Below are 23,979 nucleotides of genomic sequence, written 5' to 3'. Positions count from 1 at the left end.
GATGTACTACTTTTTTAAAAACGATTAAGCATAAAAAATGGAACTACCTCTTTACACAAGCCTAAGTGATTTTGAAAAATTTTATATGAAAGATTTCGCAGATCAAGAAAAACTTAATTATTTAGATTTTTTAATTAATCAGAGTGATTTATACAACATATTAGCACAAAATATTTTAGATGTTGGTAAGACAAAAATTAGTAATACTACAATTGAAAGTGAGGAGTTAGATTTATACGATAAAACAAATAATTCAGTAAATAAAGTATTAGAAATAATAAGGTTCATTGAAATTGAAAAAATAAAACATTCAGAATCTTTAAAATCCAATATTAAATCTGAAAATAGCGAAACACCCGAAAATGATTTTTCAGATAATAAACCATTAGAGCGAATGATAATTTTAGAAAAACTAGGCGTTATAAAATATATTAAATCTTTGCAGAATGATGGATTTAATGAAAAACAAACCGCAGAAATATTGTCTTCATTTACTGGCATAACTTCGGGAACTATTGCAAAAAATTTAGGTGTGATGTTACCACATAATAAAAAAGATACTGATAAAAATAGCCCTTATAAAAACTCTAAAAATCTACAATTAGCAAATAAGAGTATTAATAGATTCAATATTGATTTAACTAAGATTTTTCAATAAAGTAAGAAATGGGAAAATAGAACGTTCCCATCAAATTCCCATTAATTCCTTTGCACTATTAATTAAAAATAGTACAAATGGAAAACATTCAATTTATAGGTACAACACCAAATGCTCTTATTTCCGAAATTGTCGAGAAACTAAAAACCGAACTACTTTCGGAACTTACCAAAACTTTCAACGAGAACCAACCCAACAAATACATTTCTGCACAGGAAGTATGTGAGCGGTTTAATATCTCAAAGCCGACTATTCATGAATATCGGCGTAGAGGATTATTAAAGTCTTACAAATGGGGTTCACGTGTTTTCTATCGCATGTCAGATATAGAAAATGCAATGATTATTAACGATTAATATTTTATAATATGTTAATCGTAGAAAAAATAATCGCGTTAGAAAAGGCGCTTCGTTACTGCAATCCAATTTCAAAGGAATTGCATGCAAAACTCTATATCAAAATTATTAATCTAAACTAAAAAAAAGGGAATGCAAATAAATGTATTCCCTTTTGGCGTTCAAACCTTACAATTGCTTACGCTATTGTAAAAACAAAGATAATATTTTATAATCAAAATGATAGATTTTTTAAAGGCAAAAACGGAAAATCAAACCTACATAAATAGGTTGTTTTCTTATGCGGAAAATTATCTAAAACCGCACAGACCACAAAATAATAATTATGTTTGTTTTAGTAACGGTTCAGGCCGTTTTCGTTTGGAGTTTCGCAAGATCATTTACAAGGGAAAATTAGCGGGATTTTATAACTTGGAGATTTGTTTTAGTCCACATTATCTTTTTAATAACGACTTGCATAATGGAAATGATTTCGCGCCCTTGGAGTGCATTAAGACAATTAGAGAAACGTTTTTAAAAATTGGTATTGAAGAAAGTGAATTGATAGATTTTAAGGTAGTAAATTTAGAATATGCATTAAACCTTATCACAGGTCTGTTAATTGAATTAATAGTGAACGGTATTTTGTACACAAAGAAAACTTCTTTTATAATACCGAATCCAGCGCACCAATATTTTAAAATTTCATTCTCTACAAATTACAAAGAAATAAAGGCTTACGCCAAAGGTTTACAGTTTGCAAATTTTCCTCATTACGGAATTGACATAAATACTTTTCGTTTTGAAGTGCGAACCAAACAAAGTAAAAACATTAAAAAGTTAGGTATTAATACAATTGCAGACCTTCTAAATATTGAAGTTTATAATGCCTTATTTCAATCTTTGAATAATGAGTGGGAAAATGTTTTGATTATAAATTTAGAACTTACAAATAAAGAAAATACGCCCAAATTTTGGAGCGATATTTTGGAGCAGAAATACCGTAATAAATTCTCTAAAACTAAACTAAAATATTACGAAAATTTAGCCCTAAAAAACGATTTGCACCACCTAATCAAATGTAAAATTATAGATAAAATTACAGCATTACAAAAAGGTGCAAATTCCACAGAGAAAACTGCCATTCATAAAGGAAAGTTACCTAATGAGAAATCCCTATCAAATAGGATAAACTTGGAATATGCACCTTTTAGGGAAAAAGATGAGGTAAATAGTAGACTTTGTAAAGTAACCGGCTTGGATATTTCAATGCAGAAAAAGAGCAGTAAATATTTATGCTCGACAGGTTTAAAATGCTATAAAGAGAATGATCCAGAAACATTTGGAAAACTGTGTTTAAAATTTCTTACGGATAAAACAAGAGGACTTTCGTTGGAAAAACAGATTTATCACATAGGTCATAATATCAGAAATACAAAAACAAATCCCCAGAATAATCGAAAACGATTTGATCGGCATCACTATCATCCAAGCCAAAAACAATTTCAATTTACCTACAATTAATTTACAAGTATGAAAGACAAAAAAGAATTATCAATTGAAGAAATATAGGAACTTTTAGACGTTGCTACGGCTGAATTATTTAACTTCTTTATCCGTGAACAAATCATCACCATAAATAATCTAACCACGAAATATACTTTAGAAGACAATTGTAGTTTTGTAGAAATAAATCTAAGAGCAAAGCCTTTTAGTACAGATCCATTTGATAAAGTTATTCAAAACTAAATCTTTGTTTACCCTGCAATTCACAGGGTACTTCTTTGTTAATATCATTTTTTGCTTGACGATTCGTTGGAATGGAATTCTTAAATCATTATTCCGGTAGACAAGTTTTAATTCTTGCTCTGTACAAAATCGACTTTGAATTTGAAAAAATTCCATTTGAAATTTTGAGGGGTGGGTCTCAGAAATCTAAAGTTGGGGTGCGTTTTTATTTTGAGGTATTGTTATATATTTACAATTAAAATAATACTAAGAGTATAATTTTTTTAGAAAAGTACCTCTGTTACCAAAAATACACACGATAAAAATGGCTTTAAGTTGGAACGAAATTAAGGATAGAGCATTAAAATTTTCAAAAGAATGGCAAGATACCGAACGAGAAGAAGCGGATGCAAAACCCTTTTTAGTAGAATTTTTCAATGTTTTTGGCATTTCAAGTAAACGCGTTTCTACCTTTGAGCATCGTGTAAAAAAATTGAACCAAAAAGACGGCTATATTGATTTACTCTGGAAAGGCAACATTTTAATAGAAATGAAAAGTCGGGGTAAAAATCTCGATAAGGCATTTGAACAAGCCAAAGAATATACTTTTGGTCTGAAAGAATTTGAACTCCCAAAGTACATTTTGATTTGTGATTTTGAATATTTCAGATTATACGACCTTGAAGAAGATAAAATCATTGAATTTACTCTTAAAGAACTTGTCGATAACGTTCAACATTTCGGCTATTTATTAGGCTACCAAAAGAAAATTTACAAAGAACAAGATCCCGCCAATATTAAGGCTGCGGAATTAATGGGTAAACTTCACGATAGATTGGAGGAAATAGGTTATTCTGGCCATGCATTGGAAGTCTATTTGGTCCGTATTCTCTTTTGTATGTTTGCCGAAGACACCACGATTTTTGAGAAAGAACAGTTTCAGGCATTTGTTGTGCAGCGTACTTCACAAGATGGAAGTGATCTCGCCGGAAAACTACAAGAACTCTTCCAAGTTCTAAATACTTCCCCAGAAAATCGTTTTAAAAATCTTGATGAGCAATTAGCGAACTTCCCTTACATCAATGGGAACCTTTTTGCAGAAATTCTACCAACTGCAAGTTTTGACAGTAAAATGCGACAGGCTCTTTTAGATTGTTCGCGTATTGATTGGAGTAAAATTTCTCCCGCGATTTTTGGCTCCATGTTTCAAAGTGTGATGAACCCGAAAGAGCGTAGAAACTTGGGCGCACATTATACAAGTGAAACTAATATTTTAAAATTAATTAAACCTCTTTTTCTTGATGAACTATGGGCGGAGTTTGAAAATATAAAGGGAAACAGAAATAAACTACCAGAATTTCATAAGAAATTAAGTACACTGAAATTTCTTGATCCAGCGTGTGGTTGTGGGAACTTTTTGATAATTACTTACAGAGAATTACGATTATTAGAGTTTGAGGTTTTAAAGGCGCAGAATAAGTCTGGACAAGCCTTTCTTGATGTAAGCCAAATTTTGTGGATTGACGTCGATCAATTTTACGGTATAGAATACGAAGAATTTCCCGCAAGAATTGCTGAGGTTGCGATGTGGCTGATTGACCACCAAATGAATATGCTCGTAAGTGCAGAATTTGGACAATACTTTGCGCGTTTGCCTTTAAAAAAATCTGCAAAAATTATTAATGGAAATGCATTGGAAGTTGATTGGGAAGAAGTTTGCCCCAAAGATGAATTATCTTTTATTATTGGAAATCCACCTTTTATTGGAAAGAAAGAACAGACGATAGAACAAAAAAATGATATGCGACAAATTTTCGCAGGTTCGAAGGGAACGGGGGTTTTAGATTATGTTTGTGCATGGTATATTACAGCGGCAAAATATATACAAAAAACAAAAATTAAAGTAGCATTTGTTTCAACAAATTCAATTAATCAGGGTGAACAAGTTGGATTACTATGGAAACTTCTTTTCAATAAATATAATATTAAAATTCATTTTGCGCATAGAACATTTAGTTGGAGCAATGAAGCAAAAGGTAATGCAGCAGTTCATTGTGTTATTGTAGGATTCGCCAACTTTGATACTGTACAAAAAAACATTTTTGAGTATGAGGATATTAAAGGCGAACCGCATGAATTTCGGGTTAAAAATATTAATCCTTTTTTAGTTGTAGGAAAAGATATTACTGTTGAAAATCGGAAATCTCCTTTATGTGATGTACCTGAAATGAACTATGGGAATATGCCAATTGATGAAGGTCATTTGATATTGACAGATGAAGATAAAGAGGAAGCATTACAAAATGAGCCTTATATTTTACAAACTATTAAAAAATATACTGGAGGTGATGAATTTATTAATAACAAAAAACGTTGGTGTTTATGGTTGCTAAATGTTGAACCAAATATTTTAAAGAATTCAAAATTTATTCTTGAAAGAATCGAGAAGACTAGACAATTTAGATTAGATAGTGGAAGAGCCGCAACGAATAAACTTGCTGAGAAACCAATGTTATTTGGAGAAATAAGGCAGCCCTCTTCCAGATATATAATTATTCCAAAAATATCTTCAGAAAATAGAAAGTACATTCCAATAGGAATTTTGGAGCCAACAACTATTGCAAGTGGAAGTACGTTAATGATTCCTAATGCTAATTTATATTTATTTGGTGTAATGACTTCTGAAATGCATATGGCTTGGATGAGAACAACTTGTGGAAGAATGAAAAGTGATTTTCAATATTCAGCGAGCATTGTTTATAATAATTTTCCATGGCCTGAAAATCCCACAGAAAAACAAATAAAATCAATTGAAGAAAAGGCACAGCAGGTTTTAGATGTTCGTTTAAATTTTCCCAATAGTTCTTTGGCAGATCTTTATAATCCTTTAACAATGCCACCAAGTCTTACAAAGGCGCACAATGAATTAGACAAGGCGGTAGATCTGGCTTACCGCTCACAGCCATTTTTATCAGAAGCCAAACGAATGGAATTTTTGTTTGAACTTTATGAAAAATACACCGCAGATCTTTTCACAAAAGAGAAACCTAGAAAGATTAAAAAAACGGTTGAGAAGTAATTGAAGTTTTTGCCACAGATTTTTAAAATTTGTGATTTCTAAATTGATATATAATGTGAAGGTATAAAAACGTTTCTCGCCTTATATAATATTAAAATCTTAGATGGCGAAAGAACTCCTTTTGCGTAAGAAGTAATAGAGGAAATTTACTTTTAGAAATAACATAAAGGAAAAGTTAAGAAGTCGTTTAGTTTATCGTAATAGTTCTAAAATCCGACTATCAGTAAGACTATTAAAAAACGGCTAAAAGTATTAAATTTCCAACTTGCTGACTAAATGCTGACTAAAATAAAAAAAAACGCGCTGAAAATCAGCGCGTTAATAGTAAATAAGTAGACCCACAGGGACTCGAACCCCGAATGTCGGTACCAAAAACCGGTGTGTTACCAATTACACCATGGGTCTGTCTTTATTTTGGTGGTGCAAATCTAAAAATAATTTTTATACCAAGCAATTTTTATTTGATTTTTTTTAAATATATTTTTTTTGGTTAAAAACTGGATTTCTGAAATGCAATTAAAACCAAAAACAGATCTTTCACTATTTAGACTTAATTCTGAAAAAGTTTTTTTATGCTATAATTTGTAGCAACTTTCATTTTTAATTGTAAGTGAAATTCGAGTTTTATTCCGTATTTTTACGTTCTAAATATTATAAATGGCTACAGCAGAAGATAAGAAAAAAGCACTGAGTTTGGTGCTCGAAAAATTAGATAAAACGTACGGGAAAGGAACGGTAATGACTTTAGATGATGGCGCAACGATAGAAGATATCGAAGTAATTCCATCAGGTTCTTTAGGTATCGATCTGGCTTTAGGAGTTGGCGGATATCCAAGAGGTCGTGTAATTGAAATTTATGGTCCAGAATCTTCGGGAAAAACGACCTTAACTTTACATGCAATCGCAGAATCTCAAAAACAAGGAGGAACTGCAGCTTTTATCGATGCAGAACACGCTTTTGATAGAGGTTATGCTAAAAAATTAGGAATAAAATTAGACGAATTAATTATTTCTCAACCAGATAATGGTGAGCAGGCTTTGGAAATTGCTGATAATTTAATTCGCTCTGGTGCAGTCGATATCGTGGTAATTGATTCAGTTGCAGCATTGACGCCGAAAGCAGAGATTGAAGGCGAAATGGGGGATTCTAAAATGGGTCTTCATGCAAGATTGATGTCTCAAGCTTTAAGAAAATTAACCGGAACAATTAGTAAAACAAAATGTACTGTGATTTTCATTAACCAATTAAGAGAAAAAATTGGTGTAATGTTCGGTAATCCTGAAACAACGACCGGTGGAAACGCCTTGAAATTTTATGCTTCTGTAAGAATTGATATTAGAAAAGCAAGTGCGCCAATTAAAAATGGTGATGAAGCCGTTGGAAGTCGCGTGAAGGTGAAAATTGTAAAAAATAAAGTGGCGCCGCCATTTAAAATTGCAGAATTTGATATCATGTACGGCGAAGGAATTTCTAAAGTTGGTGAGATTTTAGATCAAGGTGTAGATTTAGAAATCATCAAAAAAAGTGGTTCTTGGTTTAGTTATGAAGGAACAAAATTGGGACAAGGAAGAGATGCCGTAAAGGAAGTTATAAAAGACAATCCGGAATTGGCAGACGAACTTGAAGGTAAAATTAAAGACAAGATCAAAGAAAATAAAAAGTAATTTTCTTTTAAATTAAAGCCGACTTATTTTATAAGTCGACTTTTTTTGTGCTAAATTTTATATTATTTCAATATTCTCAAAATTCCTGAAACCATTAAGAAAATCTTTTACAGACATTCTTTTTTTACCTTCTAATTGAACTTCCGTAGGTTTATAAATTCCATTTTTAGTAAAAATGTTAAACTCTTTTTTAGAAATCTCTAACTTTCCAGATGGCGAATTTTCCTCGTTTTCTTCAAAAGTTCCTGCAAATATTTTTAAAGTTTTTTCTTCATTATTAATTTTGATTGTCGTGAAAGCAGAAGGATAAGGCGAAAGTCCGCGGATGAAATTATAAACTTTTTCCGCTGGTTGATCCCAATCAATTTTCATATCATCTTTGAAAATTTTAAAGGCGTTTTTTGGATCTTCAACTTCAGGCTGAGGTTTTTCTTGAATATTATTTTCAGCTAAACCGTCTAAAGTTTTTACGATGAGTTTTGCGCCTAAATCCATTAATCTGTCGTGAAGTTCGCCAGCATTTTCCGTAGAAGAAATGTCTAATTCATCCTGTAATAAAATATTGCCTTCGTCAATTTTTTCGTTGATAAAAAAAGTGGTTGCGCCGGTTTTTGTTTCACCATTTATTATGGCAAAATTAATAGGAGCAGCACCGCGGTAATCGGGCAGAAGTGAGGCGTGTAGATTAAATGTTCCTAATTTTGGCATTTCAAATAAGATTTTCGGCATCATTCTAAAAGCAACAACTACGAAAATATCAGCTTCTAATTTTTTCATTTCAGCTAAAAAATCTTCGTCTTTTAATTTTAGGGGTTGAAAAAGCGAAAGATTATTTTCTTCGGCAAACTTTTTAACTGGCGAACTATTTACTTTTTGGCCGCGACCAGACTGTTTATCAGCGACTGTCACCACGCCAACTATTTCGTGTGAGGATTTATGTATTGCTTCAAGCGATGTTCGTGCAAAATCAGGTGTTCCGAAAAACACCACTTTTAATTTTTTCATTTATTGTTTTAAACTTAATTTAAAGTATAGGTTTTAAAATCTGCCATTTTTATTTTATCCAGATCTAAAAGTAATATTACATTTTCAAGTATTTTTTCTTTGTTAAATTCAGGCAATTGTACACAGATCTGCTCCAGCGAAAATTTATTTTTTGCAAGCAATTCTATAATTAGATCTGGTAATGTTTTAGGATTTAGGAACATTTTATTATGCTCGCAAATATTGCATATGCCACAATCTTGAACGTTCTTCTCGCCAAAATAGGAGAGTATCAGTTTCATTTTACAATAAGTTTGGTCTTCCATGAAAAATTTCATTTCTTCCCATTTTTGCAGCTTATTTTTTTGGATCTGTTCGAATAATTGCCAGTATGAATTTTCTGTTAGGCGTTCGTTTCTGTGTTTTAAAAACTTTATAGAAGCAGAATCTCCATCCTGATAATTGAGATAATTTTTTCTTACCAGATCTTTTAAACGCTCCTTGATGATATTTTTATTAATTTGAAGTTTTTCACTTAAATAATCTTCGTTAAAAGAGACTTTGTATGAAGAAAATCCTGAAATATTACGAAGTAAAAGTTCAATAAAATACGAATCTTTCGATGGAAGCTGATCGATCTCGTCGGAAGAAATCTTTAGTTCCAGCGTACTTTTTGATTTTTTATTTTGGTAAAAAATAATTTCCTGAGTGTGGAGAAAATTTAAAACATTTTTAATTTTTGCCGCGGAAAGTTTTGTGAAATTTTGAATATTTTGAATTTTTAGTTCAAATATTTCTTCAGGAAGATCGTGCTCTGCAATTTGAAATGTAGAATATAAAAAAGAATTAATTTTTAAAAATTCTTGTTTACCTGGTATCGCATTATATAAAATGTCATTTATAGAGCTGATCTCGGATTTATTCCAAAGTAAAAAAGCGTAACTCAAAATCCCATCTCTTCCGGCTCTCCCAATTTCCTGATAATAGTTTTCAATGGAAGCAGATGGTGACAGATGAATCACAAAACGAACATTATCTTTATCAATACCCATCCCGAAGGCATTTGTTGCTATAATCACGTGATTTGCGCTTTTAAGCCAGAATTCCTGTATCCTATTTTTGTCCTGTGCCGATAAACCAGCATGATAGAAATCTACACTCTTATTTTGCTTTTTTAAAAATGCACATAGATCTTCTGTTTCTTTGCGGGTTCTTGCGTAAATAATACCGGAGGAATTGGCGAAATTTAATAAATTTAAAATTCGTTCGTATTTATTTGAAATTTCGTCAACAAAAATTTTAATATTTTTCCTTCTAAAACTCTTTTGAAATAATTGTACTTTTTTTAGTTCTAATTTTTTTTCAATTTCATTTAAAACCTTGGGCGTCGCAGTTGCCGTTAAAGCTATACACGAAAGCTGAGAAAAATTGCTTCTAAATTTTGATATATTCTGATAACTTGGTCTAAAATCCTGACCCCATTCTGAAATACAGTGCGCTTCATCAACGGCAATAAATGATAGTTTAATATCATTTAAATGATTCAAAAATATTGGATCCATTAATCTTTCCGGAGAAACATAGAGGAGTTTGGTAACTTCATCTCTGCAGTTGTTGTAGATAATCTCCGCTTCAATATCATCTAATTCGGAGGAAATATATTCTGCTTCTATTCCTCTGTTTTTTAGCTGCGAAACCTGATCTTTCATTAGTGAAAGTAATGGAGAGATGACCAGACAGGTTCCTTCTAGAAGTAAAGCGGGTAATTGGTAGCACAATGATTTACCTCCACCTGTGGGCAAAAGTATAAGATTGTCATTGCCTGAAATTACAGAGTCAATAATTTCCTCCTGATTTTCTCTAAATGCGGAAAAGCCCCAAAAATGGAGAAGCGTTTTCATTTTCAGGTCTTGAAAATTAGTATTGGAAATCATTAGGTAAAAGTAAAGAAAATTTAGAAATCAAAAAAGCCACGCAATACGTGGCTTTTTATATAAAAATAATTATTTAAAATTATTTTGCTTCGAAGTAAACTCTTCTATTTGCTCTGTTTTTCCATTCAGGACATTTAGTAGCTGGATCACATTCTGGATATTTAAGGTCTTTTTCACCTCTACCGATTGCGTCTAATTTAGCAGCATCAGCTCCGTTTTTCACCAAGTAAGATTTTACGTTATTTGCTCTTCTTTCAGAAAGATTTTGATTGTAAGAATCAGATGCTCTTGTATCAGTTCCACCTATTACACTGTAAGATGTATTAGAAGAATTAATGTAACTGGCAGCACTATTAAGAATTGGAGTATTTGAAGATAAAACTCTGTCAGAATTTAAATCAAATTCGATTCCTTCTAAAGCTCTTTGTGGATCAGTAACAACGCCAGTTCCTGCAACAGGACAACCTTGATTTTCTACTGGACCTGGAACTACAACACATTTATCATAAAGGTCAATTACACCATCTAAATCTGTATCTAAAGCTACACCTGCACCGTCAACTCTTGCTCCGGCTGGTGTATCTAATTGTCTGTCCCAATCGTCACAAACGCCATCATTATCAGCATCACCTTTTTTACAAACTTCGATATCCTGATTTTTAGCAGCTAATACATCTAATTTGTAATAAATTTCCTGCAATGGATCATGCCACATTAAGTGAGATTCGTGTTTTCCTAATTTTAAAGATAAACCAACTGTTGCGTTGAAGAAATTATCAGAAGTTCCTTCTTCTCTTTGATTAACAGCACTTGTTGGAGCACCTCCACCATCAAACTGATCGTCAGTAGTTACAACATACATTAATCTAGTTTCAAGATCAATTCTTCTGCTTACTTTATATTTTAGACCTGCACCAGCTTGTCCAAAAAGTGAATTAAATTGAAAAGGTTTAATTTCTGTCATTAAAACCTGTCCTGCTGGAGTTTTTTGGTAAGCTCTGTAAGCTAATGTACCAATACCTGCATAACCGTGTAGAGCCCATCTGAAGTTTGATTTGTTATCAACTCTTCTTAATAAGTTAGAAAAGTTAAGATCTCCTAAAAGTGATATCGCATCATACTGAGTTCTTGCACCAATTTGTTGGTAAGGGTTACCAGTTGTTGGGATTGCATCTTTAGTATTGTAAAAACCTTGTCTTGTTTCTCCTCTGTCATACTGAAGATTTAAACCAAAAGCGTGGGTAATAGCTTTATCAATACTGATATATGCTGAATAACCGAAAAGGTTTTTACCGTTACCATTTTTGATAGATGTTAAATCTGCTGATTGCATTAATGGAACACCACCACCAAATGAAATTGCCCAGTCATTGAATCTTTTAGAATCCTGTGTGAATGGAGATACGTTGGATGAACCTGAAGAAAAGGTCGTTGGAGCCATTTCTGTTGCTACTGCCATCGAGTCTTGCGCGAAAATTGCAGTTGGTAAAACCAATGCTAGAGCTACGCTAGCTAAATTTAGTTTCATAATTGTTTATTTTATATTTATTATTTTTTGTTTTAACGAAAATTATGTTAATTTTTTTACTTCTTAACAAAAGGTGTGCCAATTTTTATTTTACTGGACAACCATTATTTTCTACAGATCCCGGAACTGTTACGCATTTGTCATTTAAATCAATAACACCGTCAAGATCCATATCAAGTGCTTTACCTGATCCATCAACCCTTGCACCTGCAGGAGTATCTAATTCTCTATCCCAATCATCACAAACACCATCATTATCCTGATCACCTTTTTTACATACTAAAAGATCTTCAGACCTGTTTTCCAAAATATTCATTCTATCGTAAGCATTTTGTAATGGATCATGCCAAGTCAGATGAGAAGGATGCTTTCCTAATTTAAACGTCAACCCTAAATTAACGGTGAACATATTATCAGCTCTGGCCGTATTAATTTTGTTGTAAGCATCAAATTGAGTAAATCCACCACCATCAAATTCATCATCTCCGGAGAAAATGTACATTGCTCTGGCTTCAAGATCAATTAATCTACTTACTTTAAATTTCACGCCCGTACCAAATTCATAGAAGAATGACTGTATACCAAGTTTTTGTTCAACCATGATTGGGATTCTTCTTGGCACTGTACTAAATCTTGAAGTATCATTATCAATAAGCTGCGTATTATAACCCATAAAACCAGCACCAAGGTAACCGTGAAGAGCCCATCTGTAATTAGAATGGTTATCAACACGTCTCATAATATTGGAGAAATTAATATCACCAATTACAGAGATCTGATCGAATTTTGTATATGCTTCTGCAACTCCTGCTTTAACGCCAGCTGCGCCAGGCAATTGTCCTTTTTGATTAGTTCTCCCTTTTTGGTAGAGTAAACTCATTCCAAAAGTGTGAGAAATTTGTTTATCTAAACTGATATAGCCATTATAGCCATAATTTATTTTTTTTCCATAAAATGAAGTCAGATCCGCGGAATGCATAAATGAACCGCCACCACCTACTGAGATGGACCAGTCATTGAATAGTCGGGAACTGTTGTCAAATTTTTGAATATTTGCACTACCGGAAGAAAATGTAGTAGCACCAGAACTTAGTGTGTCAATTTTTGACTGTTGCGCAAAAAACGCCATCGGCATGATAGCCGCTAAAAATAATTTTACTTTCATATTTGAGTGTTTTTAGTTGTCTACTAATTGCGCGATCAGTTTTTTAGAAAAATCACGCTCATTAAGATTTTTATCGTGTGGTATCGTTAATTTTTTACTCTTAAAAGTTAAATTATCAAATAACACGATGTCAATATCAATGATTCTGTCAGAATATTTGCCCAAATCTGCAGAATCAATCTGCCTTCCCATTTTTTTTTCATACTGTTTAAGCTTTTGAAGTAGCTTAAAAGGCGATAAATCGGTAAATATTCTAAGTGCAATGTTACAAAAAATATTGCAACTTTCAAATTCTACGGCGGAAGATGATAAATGTTCTGATTTCTGTTTTATTTCGCCAATTTCTTCCTGCAGAAAAAACAAAGCCTGATCAATATTTAATTTTGCATTACCAAGATTACTTCCGAGTAACAAAACCACCGAATGTTGCGACATATATTCCAAATTGATATAAAATTATGAAGAATTTTTTTAAGTTAGTCCTGGCAAATATAGTCGCAATAGCATTAATGCTGACAGGAATTGTTGTTTTTTTCTTTCTCTTTATCGCAGCTTCAGCTATAAATGGTAAAAAAGAGGTTACCGTAAAAAGCAATTCGATATTAACTTTAGACTTTAAAACAAAAATAATAGATAGTCCTGCAGAAGGAAAGGAGAATATTTTTAATTTTAATGATGATCAAAACAATGTCACCTTATATAATATCATTCAATCTGTAAAAAAAGCAAAAAATGATGATAAAATTAAAGGGATAAGTATTGAGACCGACAATATTAATGCAGGAATAACGCAACTGGAAGATGTTCGCAATGCATTACTGGAATTTAAAAAATCAGGAAAATTTGTTTACGCTTACGGAAATACGGTGAGTCAACCGGCCTATTATTTAGGATCGGTAGCGGACAAATATTATTTAAATCCAGCAGGTGGCGTAGAATTAAAAGGAATGGCAGCGGAAGTTGTCTTTTTTAAAGATTTTATGGATAAATATGGTATCAACGCAGAAGTTATTCGCCACGGTAAATTCAAAGCAGCGGTAGAACCATTTTTAAAAAACGAAATTTCTCCTGAAAATAAAGAGCAGCTTTCCACTTTATTAAATGATATTTGGGGAAGAACTTCATCAGAAATTGCAAAATCCAGAAATATATCACCAGAAAGTTTTAAAACAACTGTTGACAGTCTTTATTCTTTGATGCCGGATTTAAGTCTAAAAAATAAACTAGTAGATCAGCTTATTCAGGAATCTCAATACGAAGCTATTTTAAAAGCAAAGCTTAATATTAAGAAAGATGAAAAATTGAATAAAATTTCATTCGCAAACTATGTAGAATCTAATAAACAGGATGATTCTGATAAAGATAATCAGATCGCGGTATTGTATGCTTCCGGTGAAATTTATGGTGGAAAAGGTTATGATGGAATTTACGCTGAAAATTTTAAAAAACAGATTAAAAAATTAGCGGATGATAAGGATGTGAAAGCAGTCGTTCTTCGTGTAAACTCACCTGGTGGAAGTGCAAATGCAGCAGACGAAATTTTATTTGAACTTCAGCAACTTAAAAATAAAAAACCTTTAGTTGTTTCTTTTGGTGATTATGCAGCTTCGGGCGGATATTACATTGCAATGGCAGCCAATAAAATCTATTGTGAACCAAATTCAATTACTGGTTCAATAGGCGTTTTTGGCATAATTCCTTATTTTAAAGATATTGCCAATAAAAATGGAATTCGGTCCGACGTTGTTTCTACTAATGCGAACTCGTTGATGGTTTCTCCAATCAACGGATTAACTCCCGGAACGGTAAGCATCATGACGAGAAATGTAGAGGGAACTTACAAGCGATTTGTCTATTTCGTAACCCAAAACAGAAAAAAATCTTTCGAACAGATAGACGCACTTGGCGGTGGAAGAGTGTGGAGCGGAACAAGAGCAAAAGAAATTGGTTTGGTTGATGAATTGGGCACTTTGGACGACGCTATTTTATACGCTGCAGGTTTAGCAAAAGTTAAATCTTATGACATCAGTTCTTATCCGAAAAAGATGAACAAATTTGAGCAGCTATTTAAAGGCATGAATGAAGATGAAATTTCTACTAAAATTATTGAGAATGAGATTGGTAAAGACAATTATCAAACATTTGAGCAGATCTTCAATCCTAAATATAAAGAAGGAATAATGATGAAAACAATGTTTAATGTAAAATTTTAACGAAGAATTTAAGTAAAATAATTCCCGGTTTGATATCTCAGACCGGGATTTTTATTTTTGATGATTTAAAAGAGAGTTACAAATATGAAATATACTTTGAATAACATTGCAAATAGTAAAATAGAATTTATCAAATGTTTGAGCCGTTCTACAATCCTAAATATAAAGAAGGAATTAGGGTAAAAACGATTTAATGTAAAATTTTAATTTATAATTTAAGCACAAAAAAATCCCGATTTGATATTTCAAACCGGGATTATTATTTTGTCTTAATTTAATTAAGCTCTACCTTTCGTTAAAGCGCCATAAATGAACAAGACGACAATTGCTCCGAGTACTGCCATCGCAATTCCACCAAAAGTGAAACTTGATGCATCAGAACCGATACCTAGCAAAGTGCCTATCCAGCCACCTACTAATGCACCAATGATGCCTAAAATAATTGTGATGATCCATCCACCACCTTGTGCACCAGGCATAATAAATTTTGCAATTGCACCAACGATAAGGCCAAAAAGAAGCCAAGCTAAAATTCCCATAGTTTTAAAAATTTAATTGTTAATAATTTTTGTTTGTTAATAAAAGTGAAGTTAAAAAATAATTTTTAAAAAAAATAATTTCCACAAATTTATTTTAAAAATAATTTCTAATTCCGCTTCCTGAAAAAAGAATCCACAAACTCTGTGCCATTGAACAATTGTAAATCAGTCATTTTTTCACCAACGCCTATATATTTCACCGGAATTTTAAACTGATCAGAAATCCCAATTACCACGCCTCCTTTCGCTGTTCCATCTAATTTTGTGATTGCCAGTGCAGTAACTTCCGTAGCAGCCGTAAATTGTTTTGCCTGTTCAAAAGCATTTTGCCCGGTAGAACCATCTAAAACTAAAAGAACTTCATGTGGCGCATCCGGCAAAACTTTTTGCATTACACGTTTTATTTTGGTCAATTCATTCATCAAATTGACCTTATTATGTAATCTTCCGGCAGTGTCGATGATCACAACATCTGCATTTTGCGCGACTGCACTTTGCACCGTGTCAAAAGCAACAGACGCCGGATCGGATCCCATATTTTGTTTCACGATAGGCACGCCAACTCTTTCGCTCCAGATCACCAATTGATCAACCGCCGCTGCTCGAAAAGTATCAGCTGCGCCAAGAACTACATTTTTGCCGTCAGATTTAAATTGATGTGCCAGTTTCCCAATCGTCGTAGTTTTCCCCACGCCATTTACACCGACAACCATTATTACGTAAGGTTTTTTACTTTCATCGATATTTCCCGTTTGTGCGTGTGGATTATCAAGCAGAAGATTAGAGATTTCTTCTTTTAAAATTTCATTTAATTGGGAAACATTCGTGTATTTATCTTTTGCAACGCGCGCTTCTATTTTTTTAATGATTTTAATGGTCGTTTCGGCACCAACGTCAGATGCGATCAACACATCTTCCAGATCATCCAAAACCTCTTCATCCACCACACTTTTCCCTACAACCGCCTGAGAAATATTCTCAAAAAACCCCTGACTGGATTTCTCAAGACCTTTATCTAAAGTTTCTTTCTCTTCTTTTTTAAATATTTTTTTAAACCAACTCATAGTTTTTAATCCAGATTTTATTTAAATGATCTGGTTTTTATTTAATTATTAAAACAATTTTCTGTTGCCCCAAACCTAAAGGAAGAAGAATTTATCACGAAATTTTAACAAAAATACACCCTTTACGGTGGGGAAGTATTTTTGATGAAAATTAAACTAAATCCTAACTTTAGGCAAAAACAAATATAAAAAAAAACTATCCAAAAATTTTGGATAGTTTTATATTTAGTTAGACTAGATAATTATTTTTTCAAATATTCATCAACTTCTTCTGCGTTCATTACTTTTTCATTAAAAACGTAAGCACCAGATTTATCTGATTTTTCCATTTTTATTACTTTAGTCATTTTTTTAGTTCCTGCACCACCTTGAAGGGTTGCTACTACTTTTTTTGCCATGGTAAGTTATTTTATAAAATTACTTAATTTCTTTGTGAACAGTATATTTCTTCAAAACCGGATTAAATTTTCTTAATTCCAATCTCTCAGTCGTATTCTTTTTATTTTTAGTCGTGATGTATCGGGACATACCTGCTATACCACTTTCTCTGTGCTCTGTGCACTCTAGAATTACCTGTACTCGGTTACCTTTTTTTGCCATTATTTCTTATGCTTTTTTAATGAAACCGTTTCTAGTCGCTCTTTGCACAGCTTCTTCGATACCGATTTTGTTAATAATTCTTAATCCGTGAGCTGTCACTTTTAGAGTTACACTTCTGTTTTCCTCAGGAAGAAAAAATTTCTTTTCCAGTAGATTAATTTCAAAACGACGTTTCGTTCTGTTTTTAGCGTGAGAAACATTGTTTCCAACCATTGCACGCTTACCTGTAATTTGGCATATTCTAGACATAACTCGATGTTCTTTTTACGATTAAGTATTTGAGTTTGCAAAATAACGACTATTTTTTCACTCTTACAAATTTATTCAAACTAATTTTTTAAGAATTTGAAGCAAGAAAATTTTCGCTTTTTCCGAAGACCCGTCCCGCTTTCCGCTCTATCTTTTTTGGCGCTCGCTTCGCTCGCGCCAAAAAAGGATGCCGCTTCAATCGGGGCTAGAAGTTCATTTCTTTTTTTGTTTTCAAAAGATTTTCAACATTTTTTTCAAAAACTCAGCAAAGTGAAACGCCTCTGCGAACCTCAAATTGTCATCATGAAATATAAATCTCTGTGCACTCTGCGTTCAAAAATTAAAATTTGCAATAAATTAAAACCAAATCAAAATAGATAATGTAAATACAATTAACCTTTTATTAATCAGATAACTCTATAATTACCCAAGATAGTTTCCCTAACTTTGACCTAAATTCATCACCACAAAATGACCGATTTTCTCACTTATATTTTAATCTTTTTCGGCATTCTGCTTTTGCGTTATTTCGCAGCCGCAGGTTCATTTTATGCCTATTACCACAAAATAAAAAGTAGTGAATCAACAGACAAAATTTTAAGCAAAAGACCACCAAAAACCGCTCAGATCAAAAAAGAAATTTTCTGGTCTATAATTTCATCAGCTATCTTTGCATTTTTTGGCGCTGTTACATATTGGCTTTATTTAGAAAACTTCACAGCGATTTATATTGATCCATTAAAATTCGGGATATGGTATTTGCCAATCAGTCTTTTCTTAGTTTTGATCATTCACGAAACCTATTATTATTGGCTTCACCGTTTTATGCATTTTCCAAAAATTTATAAAATAATCCATAAAGTTCACCACAACAGTTTGAGTTCCACACCTTGGACGGCCTTTTCATTTCATCCCTGGGAAAGTATTTTAGAAGCCTTAATTGTGCCGATCATCTTAATAGTTTTACCTGTTAATATTTATGTCTTGCTTTTTTATCTTGTATTTATGACGTTTAGCAGTGTAATTAACCATTTAGACATCGAAGTTTACCCAGAATCTTTTCGCAAAAGTGCTTTCGGCAAATTATGGATCGATGCCACGCACCATCATTTTCACCACAAAGAATTTCTCACCAATTATGGTTTATATTTCACCTTTTGGGACAAAATAATGAAAACCGAAAGCCGCAAAATGGAATAAAGAATTTAGTATTTTAAATTTTTATCACTTTTGCAATCTTCTCCAAAAAACCAAAACGTTGCTAAGTAAAAATCTTCTATGCTCACAAATTGTTTAAAATTTTTCGCCCTTTAGGGTCGGGGAAAGAAAATTTTTGATAAAGAAATGCAAACTCCTTTTCAGTCTTAATTTTTGATCAATTGAAACAAAATCTTTCCGCTCTTTGCGTTAAAAATTTCAACATTATTTAATTTTAATATATCGTGATTAATTTCATGAAAATCAGCCATTTTCGAATATTGCATTAAAAAATAAAACCCTAATTTTGCACCCCGAAAATAGACCTCTCATATTATGAAAAGAATTGGCGAACACAGAAAAACACTTGGCGTAGATAAAACGGCAACATTAAAAGACTTAAAAACAATTTACAGAAACACCATGAAGGATGCGCATCCTGATAAATTTGTAAATGACGAAGCCGGGAAACTGGAAGCCGAGGAAAAAAGTAAAACCGTGATCGAGGCGTATCATTTTTTGGTAAGCATCAACCCGGAAACGCAGGAAAAATACAAAGAAGAATACACGGAAACCATTTCAAAATCTATGATCCAGGATTTTCATATTGAGAAATCAATTTTAAAAGTTCAGCATACGAACGGTAAAAAGTTTGAATACATCGGTGTTCCAAGAAATACGTACATCAAAATGGTCAATTCAGATTCGCCGAGCCGATTTGCCAGAAGACACATTTACGGTAAATTCATTTACAGAAAAAACGGCGAAGCGATGGAAGATTAATTTTTTTTATATAAAATTTAAAAAGCACAATTTCGAGAGAGATTGTGCTTTTTTATTTGCTCTAAAAAACTTTTAGAATTATTAGATCTAGATATGATAAAACTTTAATAATTGTAACTCAAAAAATGCAGAATTTACTTTAGAAAAAGTCCTGGCTATATAAATATTAGTAAATTTGTTAAAAAGCACTTTTATATGAAATTTGAAAAAGTTAGTGGAAAGATTTTATATTTTTTATTAGGAATATTTCTTGTTTTTTTCTGTAACCCAATTTTTATATTTCTTTTTACTAAATATATTAACGAATACTCTTCTCAATTTGAATCAAACGTATATTTTATTTTCATTTTCATCATAATCTGTTTTCTGATAACTTCCATAACAGTTAAAAAATGTTCCAAATCAATTCCAGATAAAAAAAACACATATTTTCTTTTACTGATTGTATTTTATTACTCATATCATAGATATTGTGGTGATGTAATTGAGTTCCTTCCATACGAAAGTAAAATCAAATATTTAGACGTAATATATTTGATATTTGCCTTAGACCTTGGAAAATACTTAAAGATACTTTCGCCGTCTAAAACTTTTCCAATTTCTAAACTTTATGGTGATTCTGCTTTAAAAAATATTGAAGATAATGAACTTGGGGATGGAATAGATAAGTTCGTAGAAAAGATTAATACAATTATAAGAGAAAATTGTTTTTCAACTGCTTATTCTATAGGTATTAATTCTCAATGGGGAGACGGAAAAACTTCATCATTGAATATTTTAAAAAATAAACTAAATGTTTCAGAAAACTCTGATGATTATGTTTTAATTGATTTCAATCCATGGTTAAGTTTCGATAATAAAATTCTTGTTGGTGATTTTTTTAAATCTATAACTGAAAATCTCTCGAATGATATTTTATCTAAACAAATAACAGAGTATGCAAGTAAATTAATTGATGAAGACAAATCTCTTTCTAAATTTATAAAAAGTTTTGTTCCCTTTTTGGATGATCATAAATCTTTAGAAACCATTTTTGATAAAATAAATAACAGTCTCACAATACTGAATAAAAAATTAATTATTTTTATTGATGATGTTGATAGATTGGATAATGAAGAAGTATTTCAGTTGTTAAAATTAATTAGAAACACAGCAAATTTTAGAAATACTTTTTTTGTAATAGCATATGATCGAGATTATATTAATAATGCAATAGTGAAAGTAAATTCTTTTCCTTCAAACAATTATTTGAATAAAATAATTAACATTGAATTGTCTTTACCTTATTATGATAAAAATATTCTTTCAAATATTTTTATAAAAAAAGTTTTAAATTTAATTGGTGAAAACTATAGAGAGCAAATAACAAAGGCAATTAGTTCATTCGATAAAATGGATCTTTTTCTTGATGGTTTAGATCAAAAGAATTCTTTTGGCTATTGGATTACCAATATTCGTGATATCAAGAAACTTGCAGATTCTATTTATATAAATTTCGATGGATTATTGGAAGATGTTGATTTTGAAGATTTATTAATTGTAGAAATTTTACACTTAAAATACCCTAATGTTTATAAGTTAATTTTCAATAAGAAAGATGATCTTTTTTATGAAAATAATGGAATACTTTATATTAAACCGAAGATCACAAGTCATGAGAATCGTACAAATGAAATTAATGATTTTTCTAAAACTTTTTTTAACTTTTATTTAACTGATTTGATTCGTAAAGGTTCACTGTTACGAGAAGACAAAGGGAAAGTAGTAGAACTTTTCAGAAAACTTTTTTCTTTAAAGGACAATTCAGGAATAGGTTTTACGAATTTTAGAGAAAAGAAAGAAAATTATTTGACTGTTAATAGAGCAAGAAAATTTGAAAGATATTTTGCGCAAATTATTTCTCGAGAAAATCTATCAGAAATTGAATGGAATCAACTCATTAATTCTAATGATAAAGAAGAAATGTTCTTATTGATAAGTAAGTATGTTGAGGAGGGAAAAGAAGAGGATTTAATTGAAAGATTGGAAAATTTTCAAAATTTTGTTAATTATGAACAATTTATAAATTTCATATACATTATTTTTCAAATAAGTAAAACACCATCTACAAATTTCAGCGGTAAAATAAATATCAGCACAAAGCAATTATTAAATTTATTTTCTTTCCCAAATGATTCTACAAAACAAATTCTTGAATTAAACAATAGTCAAATAAAAGATGTTTTTTTAGATGAATTAGAAAGTAGCAATAATCTCTTTAATCTTGATTTTTTAATATCTCTATATGAAAAAGGTCCATATAAAAATGTTTTAGAGTTCGAGAACAAAATTTTGAGTCGAGAAGAAGTTCACATAATATTGAAAAATTATTTTTTTAAATTTTTAGATGATCACGGTATAAAATCTGATGAATTTTGGAATTACTATCATGGTGCTAAAACAATAGAATATATTGAACACGAAGCAGGAAGTAACATAAAACGACTTGAGGAAAAAATATATTTAGATGACGATGTGAAAGAAAAACTAATTTTTATTGGTAGAAAGGATAATAATATTAATTCTTTTCTGCGACTATTTATTGAGACTAACAATAGAAACGAAAACAGTTTGCACATACGAAGAAGTTTTATCGATACTGTTTTTGACAATGTAGATAATTTCAAATTATTTTTGGAAGATTTAGATCAAATTAGAAATCCATTCTTAGAAGAATTCAAATCTTTCTTCCGAAAATGCGAACGAGATGATTTTAAAAATTTTATAAACTTTAATTTTACAACGTTGTAAGATTTTTCACAGATCCTTCCTTTTCAAAACCCTTCCCCTCGGTTCATTTCCCTCAAAAAGTGCAATATCAGAATGCAGAAATTGTGCGGCGGCGGCAGAATCTTTTACTTTTGTGGCGGTGCGTTCCAGCATTTCTGTTTCAAAATCTTTTAAAACATTTTTCCTTAGTTCTGTTTCGCGCCAGTGAGATAAAGGTTGGCAATTTTTATAAATTTCGCGCGCCAAAGACAAAGCGTCGAGCAAGGCCTGGTTTGCGCCCTGTCCTTTAAACGGACTCATCGGGTGCGCTGCATCGCCGAGTAAGGTGACTGAACCTGCATTTTTTAGCATTTCAGAAGTCAGCAACTCCCGATCATAAACTGGATAGCCGGTAATTTTATTTTCATCTGTTGCCATCAAAATTTCAGGAATAGGCGAGTGCCATTGTGTTCTGCGGATAGCTTCATTTTTAAGGGAAGATTTTCCCTCGGCACTCAGTTTTTTTGCTGCGGATTCTTCAATTGGAAAACTGAGTTGCCACATGATTGAATTTTGGTCGAAAGGCATCATGTAAATTCTTTCCTTTCCGTTTGCTGTTTGAAAAACCGTGGCAGAATCGAGTAAAGGATTTTCTAAATGTTGAAGTTTAGACAGGTCACAAATCCCTAAAATCACCATGCAATCTAAATATCTCAAAGGTGATTTTTCTTCAGGAATGATCGTATTTCGCACAGCACTTCGGATGCCGTCTGCACCAATTAGCAGATCTGCGGGATAAAATTTAGGAACATTATTTTCTAAAAAATGAAGGTGAAATTTTCCCTCAGCATTTTTATCGTAACCGACAAATTGATGGTTCCACTTTATTTGATCGTCGCCGTCCAATTGTTCCAGTAATTGAAGGCGAAGATTTTGTCGGGCAATGTGAATATTGCTTTTTTGAATATTATTTTGAGTCGTAAATTTGTCAACTTTTCCCAGCCATTTTCTCATTCCCCATTGTCCCACGATTTTTCCATCTGGCGCATGAACCACGTGGTGATTGGAAATAATGCCATTTTCTAAATTGAAAATCCCGAAATTTTCCAACGTTTTTCTGGCTTGTTGTAAGGTCAATCCGTAGCCTTGCGAACGCTCATTAAAACTTTGGTCTTTTTCATAAATGGTAAATGGAATACCACGATGCAAACAGCCGATTGCTAAAGCAATGCCACCAATTCCTGCTCCGATAATCGCAACGTGCGGAAAACTGTCATCGCGAATTGGGAAATTTTCAGAGGGAATTATTCCTGAACCAAAACAATTCTCGCAAGAATGTGAGTGCGCTTGCGGACGAATTGGTTCAATTCCTTCGTTGTTATTTTTTCTAAATTTTTCTAATTCTGCCTCATAACGCAGCCGAAATCTGTTTTTTATTCTGCCCTTTTTTTTGCCGAGACCTTTACATTCCGGGCAGACTGTGAAAGAAGTTTTTTTTTTGGTCATTAAA

At 32.0% G+C, this 23,979-nt stretch carries 20 protein-coding genes and 1 tRNA gene; 9 read left to right on the top strand and 12 right to left on the bottom strand.

What is annotated here, in order from left to right:
- Window positions 1-37 precede the first annotated feature (37 nt).
- The 4 genes from BM238_RS07620 (at window position 38) to BM238_RS07605 (ending at window position 5,800) form a co-directional block, all read left to right on the top strand.
- Window positions 38-658: a hypothetical protein gene (locus BM238_RS07620; RefSeq protein ID WP_143093366.1), complete on the top strand. Its 621-nt coding sequence runs from the start codon at window positions 38-40 to the stop codon at window positions 656-658.
- Window positions 659-735: 77 nt separating this feature from the next.
- On the top strand, window positions 736-1,014 hold the full coding sequence (locus BM238_RS07615; RefSeq protein WP_090079593.1) for a helix-turn-helix domain-containing protein: 279 nt from the start codon (window positions 736-738) through the stop codon (window positions 1,012-1,014).
- 219 nt (window positions 1,015-1,233) lie between these two features.
- The gene (locus BM238_RS07610) at window positions 1,234-2,517 is read left to right on the top strand and encodes a hypothetical protein (protein WP_090079592.1); all 1,284 of its coding nucleotides are present in this window, start codon (window positions 1,234-1,236) and stop codon (window positions 2,515-2,517) included.
- A gap of 529 nt (window positions 2,518-3,046) precedes the next feature.
- Window positions 3,047-5,800 (top strand): class I SAM-dependent DNA methyltransferase, encoded by a 2,754-nt coding sequence (locus BM238_RS07605; RefSeq protein WP_090079591.1) that lies wholly within the window; start codon window positions 3,047-3,049, stop codon window positions 5,798-5,800.
- A gap of 333 nt (window positions 5,801-6,133) precedes the next feature.
- Here BM238_RS07605 and BM238_RS07600 read toward each other — a convergent pair.
- Window positions 6,134-6,205: transfer RNA gene (locus BM238_RS07600), tRNA-Gln, on the bottom strand.
- Between the two features lie 252 nt (window positions 6,206-6,457).
- On the opposite strand from BM238_RS07600, the gene recA reads away from it, so the two are divergent.
- Complete coding sequence (recA, locus tag BM238_RS07595) at window positions 6,458-7,465, top strand: recombinase RecA (protein ID WP_090079590.1); 1,008 nt, start codon at window positions 6,458-6,460, stop codon at window positions 7,463-7,465.
- Window positions 7,466-7,522: 57 nt separating this feature from the next.
- Here the strand turns inward: recA and fmt are convergent, their stop codons facing one another.
- From fmt to folK, 5 genes are all read right to left on the bottom strand, one after another.
- Window positions 7,523-8,470, bottom strand: a complete 948-nt coding sequence (gene fmt / locus BM238_RS07590; protein ID WP_090079589.1) for a methionyl-tRNA formyltransferase — start codon at window positions 8,468-8,470, stop codon at window positions 7,523-7,525.
- 14 nt (window positions 8,471-8,484) lie between these two features.
- Entirely contained in the window at window positions 8,485-10,383 is a 1,899-nt protein-coding gene (locus tag BM238_RS07585; RefSeq protein WP_090079588.1) for a RecQ family ATP-dependent DNA helicase, read from the bottom strand.
- Between the two features lie 79 nt (window positions 10,384-10,462).
- On the bottom strand, window positions 10,463-11,911 hold the full coding sequence (locus BM238_RS07580) for an OmpA family protein (protein ID WP_090079587.1): 1,449 nt from the start codon (window positions 11,909-11,911) through the stop codon (window positions 10,463-10,465).
- Window positions 11,912-11,996: 85 nt separating this feature from the next.
- Complete coding sequence (locus BM238_RS07575) at window positions 11,997-13,076, bottom strand: flagellar motor protein MotB (RefSeq protein ID WP_090079586.1); 1,080 nt, start codon at window positions 13,074-13,076, stop codon at window positions 11,997-11,999.
- Between the two features lie 12 nt (window positions 13,077-13,088).
- Complete coding sequence (gene folK, locus BM238_RS07570) at window positions 13,089-13,511, bottom strand: 2-amino-4-hydroxy-6-hydroxymethyldihydropteridine diphosphokinase (protein WP_090079585.1); 423 nt, start codon at window positions 13,509-13,511, stop codon at window positions 13,089-13,091.
- Window positions 13,512-13,534: 23 nt separating this feature from the next.
- Here folK and sppA point away from each other — a divergent pair, with 23 nt between their 5' ends.
- Window positions 13,535-15,289 carry a signal peptide peptidase SppA gene (gene sppA / locus BM238_RS07565; RefSeq protein WP_090079584.1) on the top strand — a complete coding sequence of 585 codons (1,755 nt, stop codon included), beginning with the start codon at window positions 13,535-13,537 and terminating at the stop codon, window positions 15,287-15,289.
- A 278-nt stretch (window positions 15,290-15,567) separates the two neighbouring features.
- On the opposite strand, the gene BM238_RS07560 is transcribed toward sppA, so the two are convergent.
- The 5 genes from BM238_RS07560 to rpmB form a co-directional block, all read right to left on the bottom strand.
- A complete protein-coding gene (locus BM238_RS07560; RefSeq protein WP_090079583.1) occupies window positions 15,568-15,828 on the bottom strand; it encodes a GlsB/YeaQ/YmgE family stress response membrane protein in 261 nt (86 codons plus the stop codon).
- Between the two features lie 107 nt (window positions 15,829-15,935).
- A complete protein-coding gene (gene ftsY / locus BM238_RS07555; protein WP_090079582.1) occupies window positions 15,936-16,892 on the bottom strand; it encodes a signal recognition particle-docking protein FtsY in 957 nt (318 codons plus the stop codon).
- A gap of 242 nt (window positions 16,893-17,134) precedes the next feature.
- Window positions 17,135-17,290 carry a DUF4295 family protein gene (locus tag BM238_RS07550; RefSeq protein ID WP_090079581.1) on the bottom strand — a complete coding sequence of 52 codons (156 nt, stop codon included), beginning with the start codon at window positions 17,288-17,290 and terminating at the stop codon, window positions 17,135-17,137.
- Between the two features lie 19 nt (window positions 17,291-17,309).
- Window positions 17,310-17,492, bottom strand: a complete 183-nt coding sequence (gene rpmG, locus BM238_RS07545) for a 50S ribosomal protein L33 (protein WP_090079580.1) — start codon at window positions 17,490-17,492, stop codon at window positions 17,310-17,312.
- A 6-nt stretch (window positions 17,493-17,498) separates the two neighbouring features.
- Window positions 17,499-17,741 carry a 50S ribosomal protein L28 gene (gene rpmB, locus BM238_RS07540; protein WP_090079579.1) on the bottom strand — a complete coding sequence of 81 codons (243 nt, stop codon included), beginning with the start codon at window positions 17,739-17,741 and terminating at the stop codon, window positions 17,499-17,501.
- 471 nt (window positions 17,742-18,212) lie between these two features.
- Here rpmB and BM238_RS07530 point away from each other — a divergent pair, with 471 nt between their 5' ends.
- The 3 genes from BM238_RS07530 (at window position 18,213) to BM238_RS07520 (ending at window position 22,511) form a co-directional block, all read left to right on the top strand.
- Entirely contained in the window at window positions 18,213-18,941 is a 729-nt protein-coding gene (locus BM238_RS07530; RefSeq protein ID WP_090079577.1) for a sterol desaturase family protein, read from the top strand.
- 333 nt (window positions 18,942-19,274) lie between these two features.
- Window positions 19,275-19,721: a KTSC domain-containing protein gene (locus tag BM238_RS07525; RefSeq protein WP_090079576.1), complete on the top strand. Its 447-nt coding sequence runs from the start codon at window positions 19,275-19,277 to the stop codon at window positions 19,719-19,721.
- A 195-nt stretch (window positions 19,722-19,916) separates the two neighbouring features.
- Window positions 19,917-22,511 carry a KAP family P-loop NTPase fold protein gene (locus tag BM238_RS07520; RefSeq protein ID WP_090079575.1) on the top strand — a complete coding sequence of 865 codons (2,595 nt, stop codon included), beginning with the start codon at window positions 19,917-19,919 and terminating at the stop codon, window positions 22,509-22,511.
- 6 nt (window positions 22,512-22,517) lie between these two features.
- Here BM238_RS07520 and BM238_RS07515 read toward each other — a convergent pair whose 3' ends face one another.
- Window positions 22,518-23,975: an FAD-dependent monooxygenase gene (locus tag BM238_RS07515; RefSeq protein ID WP_090079574.1), complete on the bottom strand. Its 1,458-nt coding sequence runs from the start codon at window positions 23,973-23,975 to the stop codon at window positions 22,518-22,520.
- Window positions 23,976-23,979 lie beyond the last annotated feature (4 nt).

Source organism: Halpernia frigidisoli, assembly GCF_900113805.1.
Taxonomy (GTDB): Bacteria; Bacteroidota; Bacteroidia; order Flavobacteriales; family Weeksellaceae; genus Halpernia; species Halpernia frigidisoli.
Note: the sequence above shows the minus strand (reverse complement) of the source record. Positions and strands in the feature narration are given on the sequence as shown.

What these genes read in the sequence shown, in the direction of transcription:
- ftsY (WP_090079582.1), bottom strand. Translation starts at nt 16,892, where the DNA reads ATGAGTTGGTTTAAAAAAATATTTAAAAAAGAAGAGAAAGAAACTTTA.
- BM238_RS07615 (WP_090079593.1), top strand. Translation starts at nt 736, where the DNA reads ATGGAAAACATTCAATTTATAGGTACAACACCAAATGCTCTTATTTCC.
- BM238_RS07525 (WP_090079576.1), top strand. Translation starts at nt 19,275, where the DNA reads ATGAAAAGAATTGGCGAACACAGAAAAACACTTGGCGTAGATAAAACG.
- rpmB (WP_090079579.1), bottom strand. Translation starts at nt 17,741, where the DNA reads ATGTCTAGAATATGCCAAATTACAGGTAAGCGTGCAATGGTTGGAAAC.
- fmt (WP_090079589.1), bottom strand. Translation starts at nt 8,470, where the DNA reads ATGAAAAAATTAAAAGTGGTGTTTTTCGGAACACCTGATTTTGCACGA.
- BM238_RS07585 (WP_090079588.1), bottom strand. Translation starts at nt 10,383, where the DNA reads ATGATTTCCAATACTAATTTTCAAGACCTGAAAATGAAAACGCTTCTC.
- folK (WP_090079585.1), bottom strand. Translation starts at nt 13,511, where the DNA reads ATGTCGCAACATTCGGTGGTTTTGTTACTCGGAAGTAATCTTGGTAAT.
- BM238_RS07575 (WP_090079586.1), bottom strand. Translation starts at nt 13,076, where the DNA reads ATGAAAGTAAAATTATTTTTAGCGGCTATCATGCCGATGGCGTTTTTT.
- recA (WP_090079590.1), top strand. Translation starts at nt 6,458, where the DNA reads ATGGCTACAGCAGAAGATAAGAAAAAAGCACTGAGTTTGGTGCTCGAA.
- rpmG (WP_090079580.1), bottom strand. Translation starts at nt 17,492, where the DNA reads ATGGCAAAAAAAGGTAACCGAGTACAGGTAATTCTAGAGTGCACAGAG.
- BM238_RS07530 (WP_090079577.1), top strand. Translation starts at nt 18,213, where the DNA reads ATGACCGATTTTCTCACTTATATTTTAATCTTTTTCGGCATTCTGCTT.
- BM238_RS07605 (WP_090079591.1), top strand. Translation starts at nt 3,047, where the DNA reads ATGGCTTTAAGTTGGAACGAAATTAAGGATAGAGCATTAAAATTTTCA.
- BM238_RS07580 (WP_090079587.1), bottom strand. Translation starts at nt 11,911, where the DNA reads ATGAAACTAAATTTAGCTAGCGTAGCTCTAGCATTGGTTTTACCAACT.
- BM238_RS07610 (WP_090079592.1), top strand. Translation starts at nt 1,234, where the DNA reads ATGATAGATTTTTTAAAGGCAAAAACGGAAAATCAAACCTACATAAAT.
- BM238_RS07560 (WP_090079583.1), bottom strand. Translation starts at nt 15,828, where the DNA reads ATGGGAATTTTAGCTTGGCTTCTTTTTGGCCTTATCGTTGGTGCAATT.
- BM238_RS07620 (WP_143093366.1), top strand. Translation starts at nt 38, where the DNA reads ATGGAACTACCTCTTTACACAAGCCTAAGTGATTTTGAAAAATTTTAT.
- BM238_RS07550 (WP_090079581.1), bottom strand. Translation starts at nt 17,290, where the DNA reads ATGGCAAAAAAAGTAGTAGCAACCCTTCAAGGTGGTGCAGGAACTAAA.
- sppA (WP_090079584.1), top strand. Translation starts at nt 13,535, where the DNA reads ATGAAGAATTTTTTTAAGTTAGTCCTGGCAAATATAGTCGCAATAGCA.
- BM238_RS07520 (WP_090079575.1), top strand. Translation starts at nt 19,917, where the DNA reads ATGAAATTTGAAAAAGTTAGTGGAAAGATTTTATATTTTTTATTAGGA.
- BM238_RS07515 (WP_090079574.1), bottom strand. Translation starts at nt 23,975, where the DNA reads ATGACCAAAAAAAAAACTTCTTTCACAGTCTGCCCGGAATGTAAAGGT.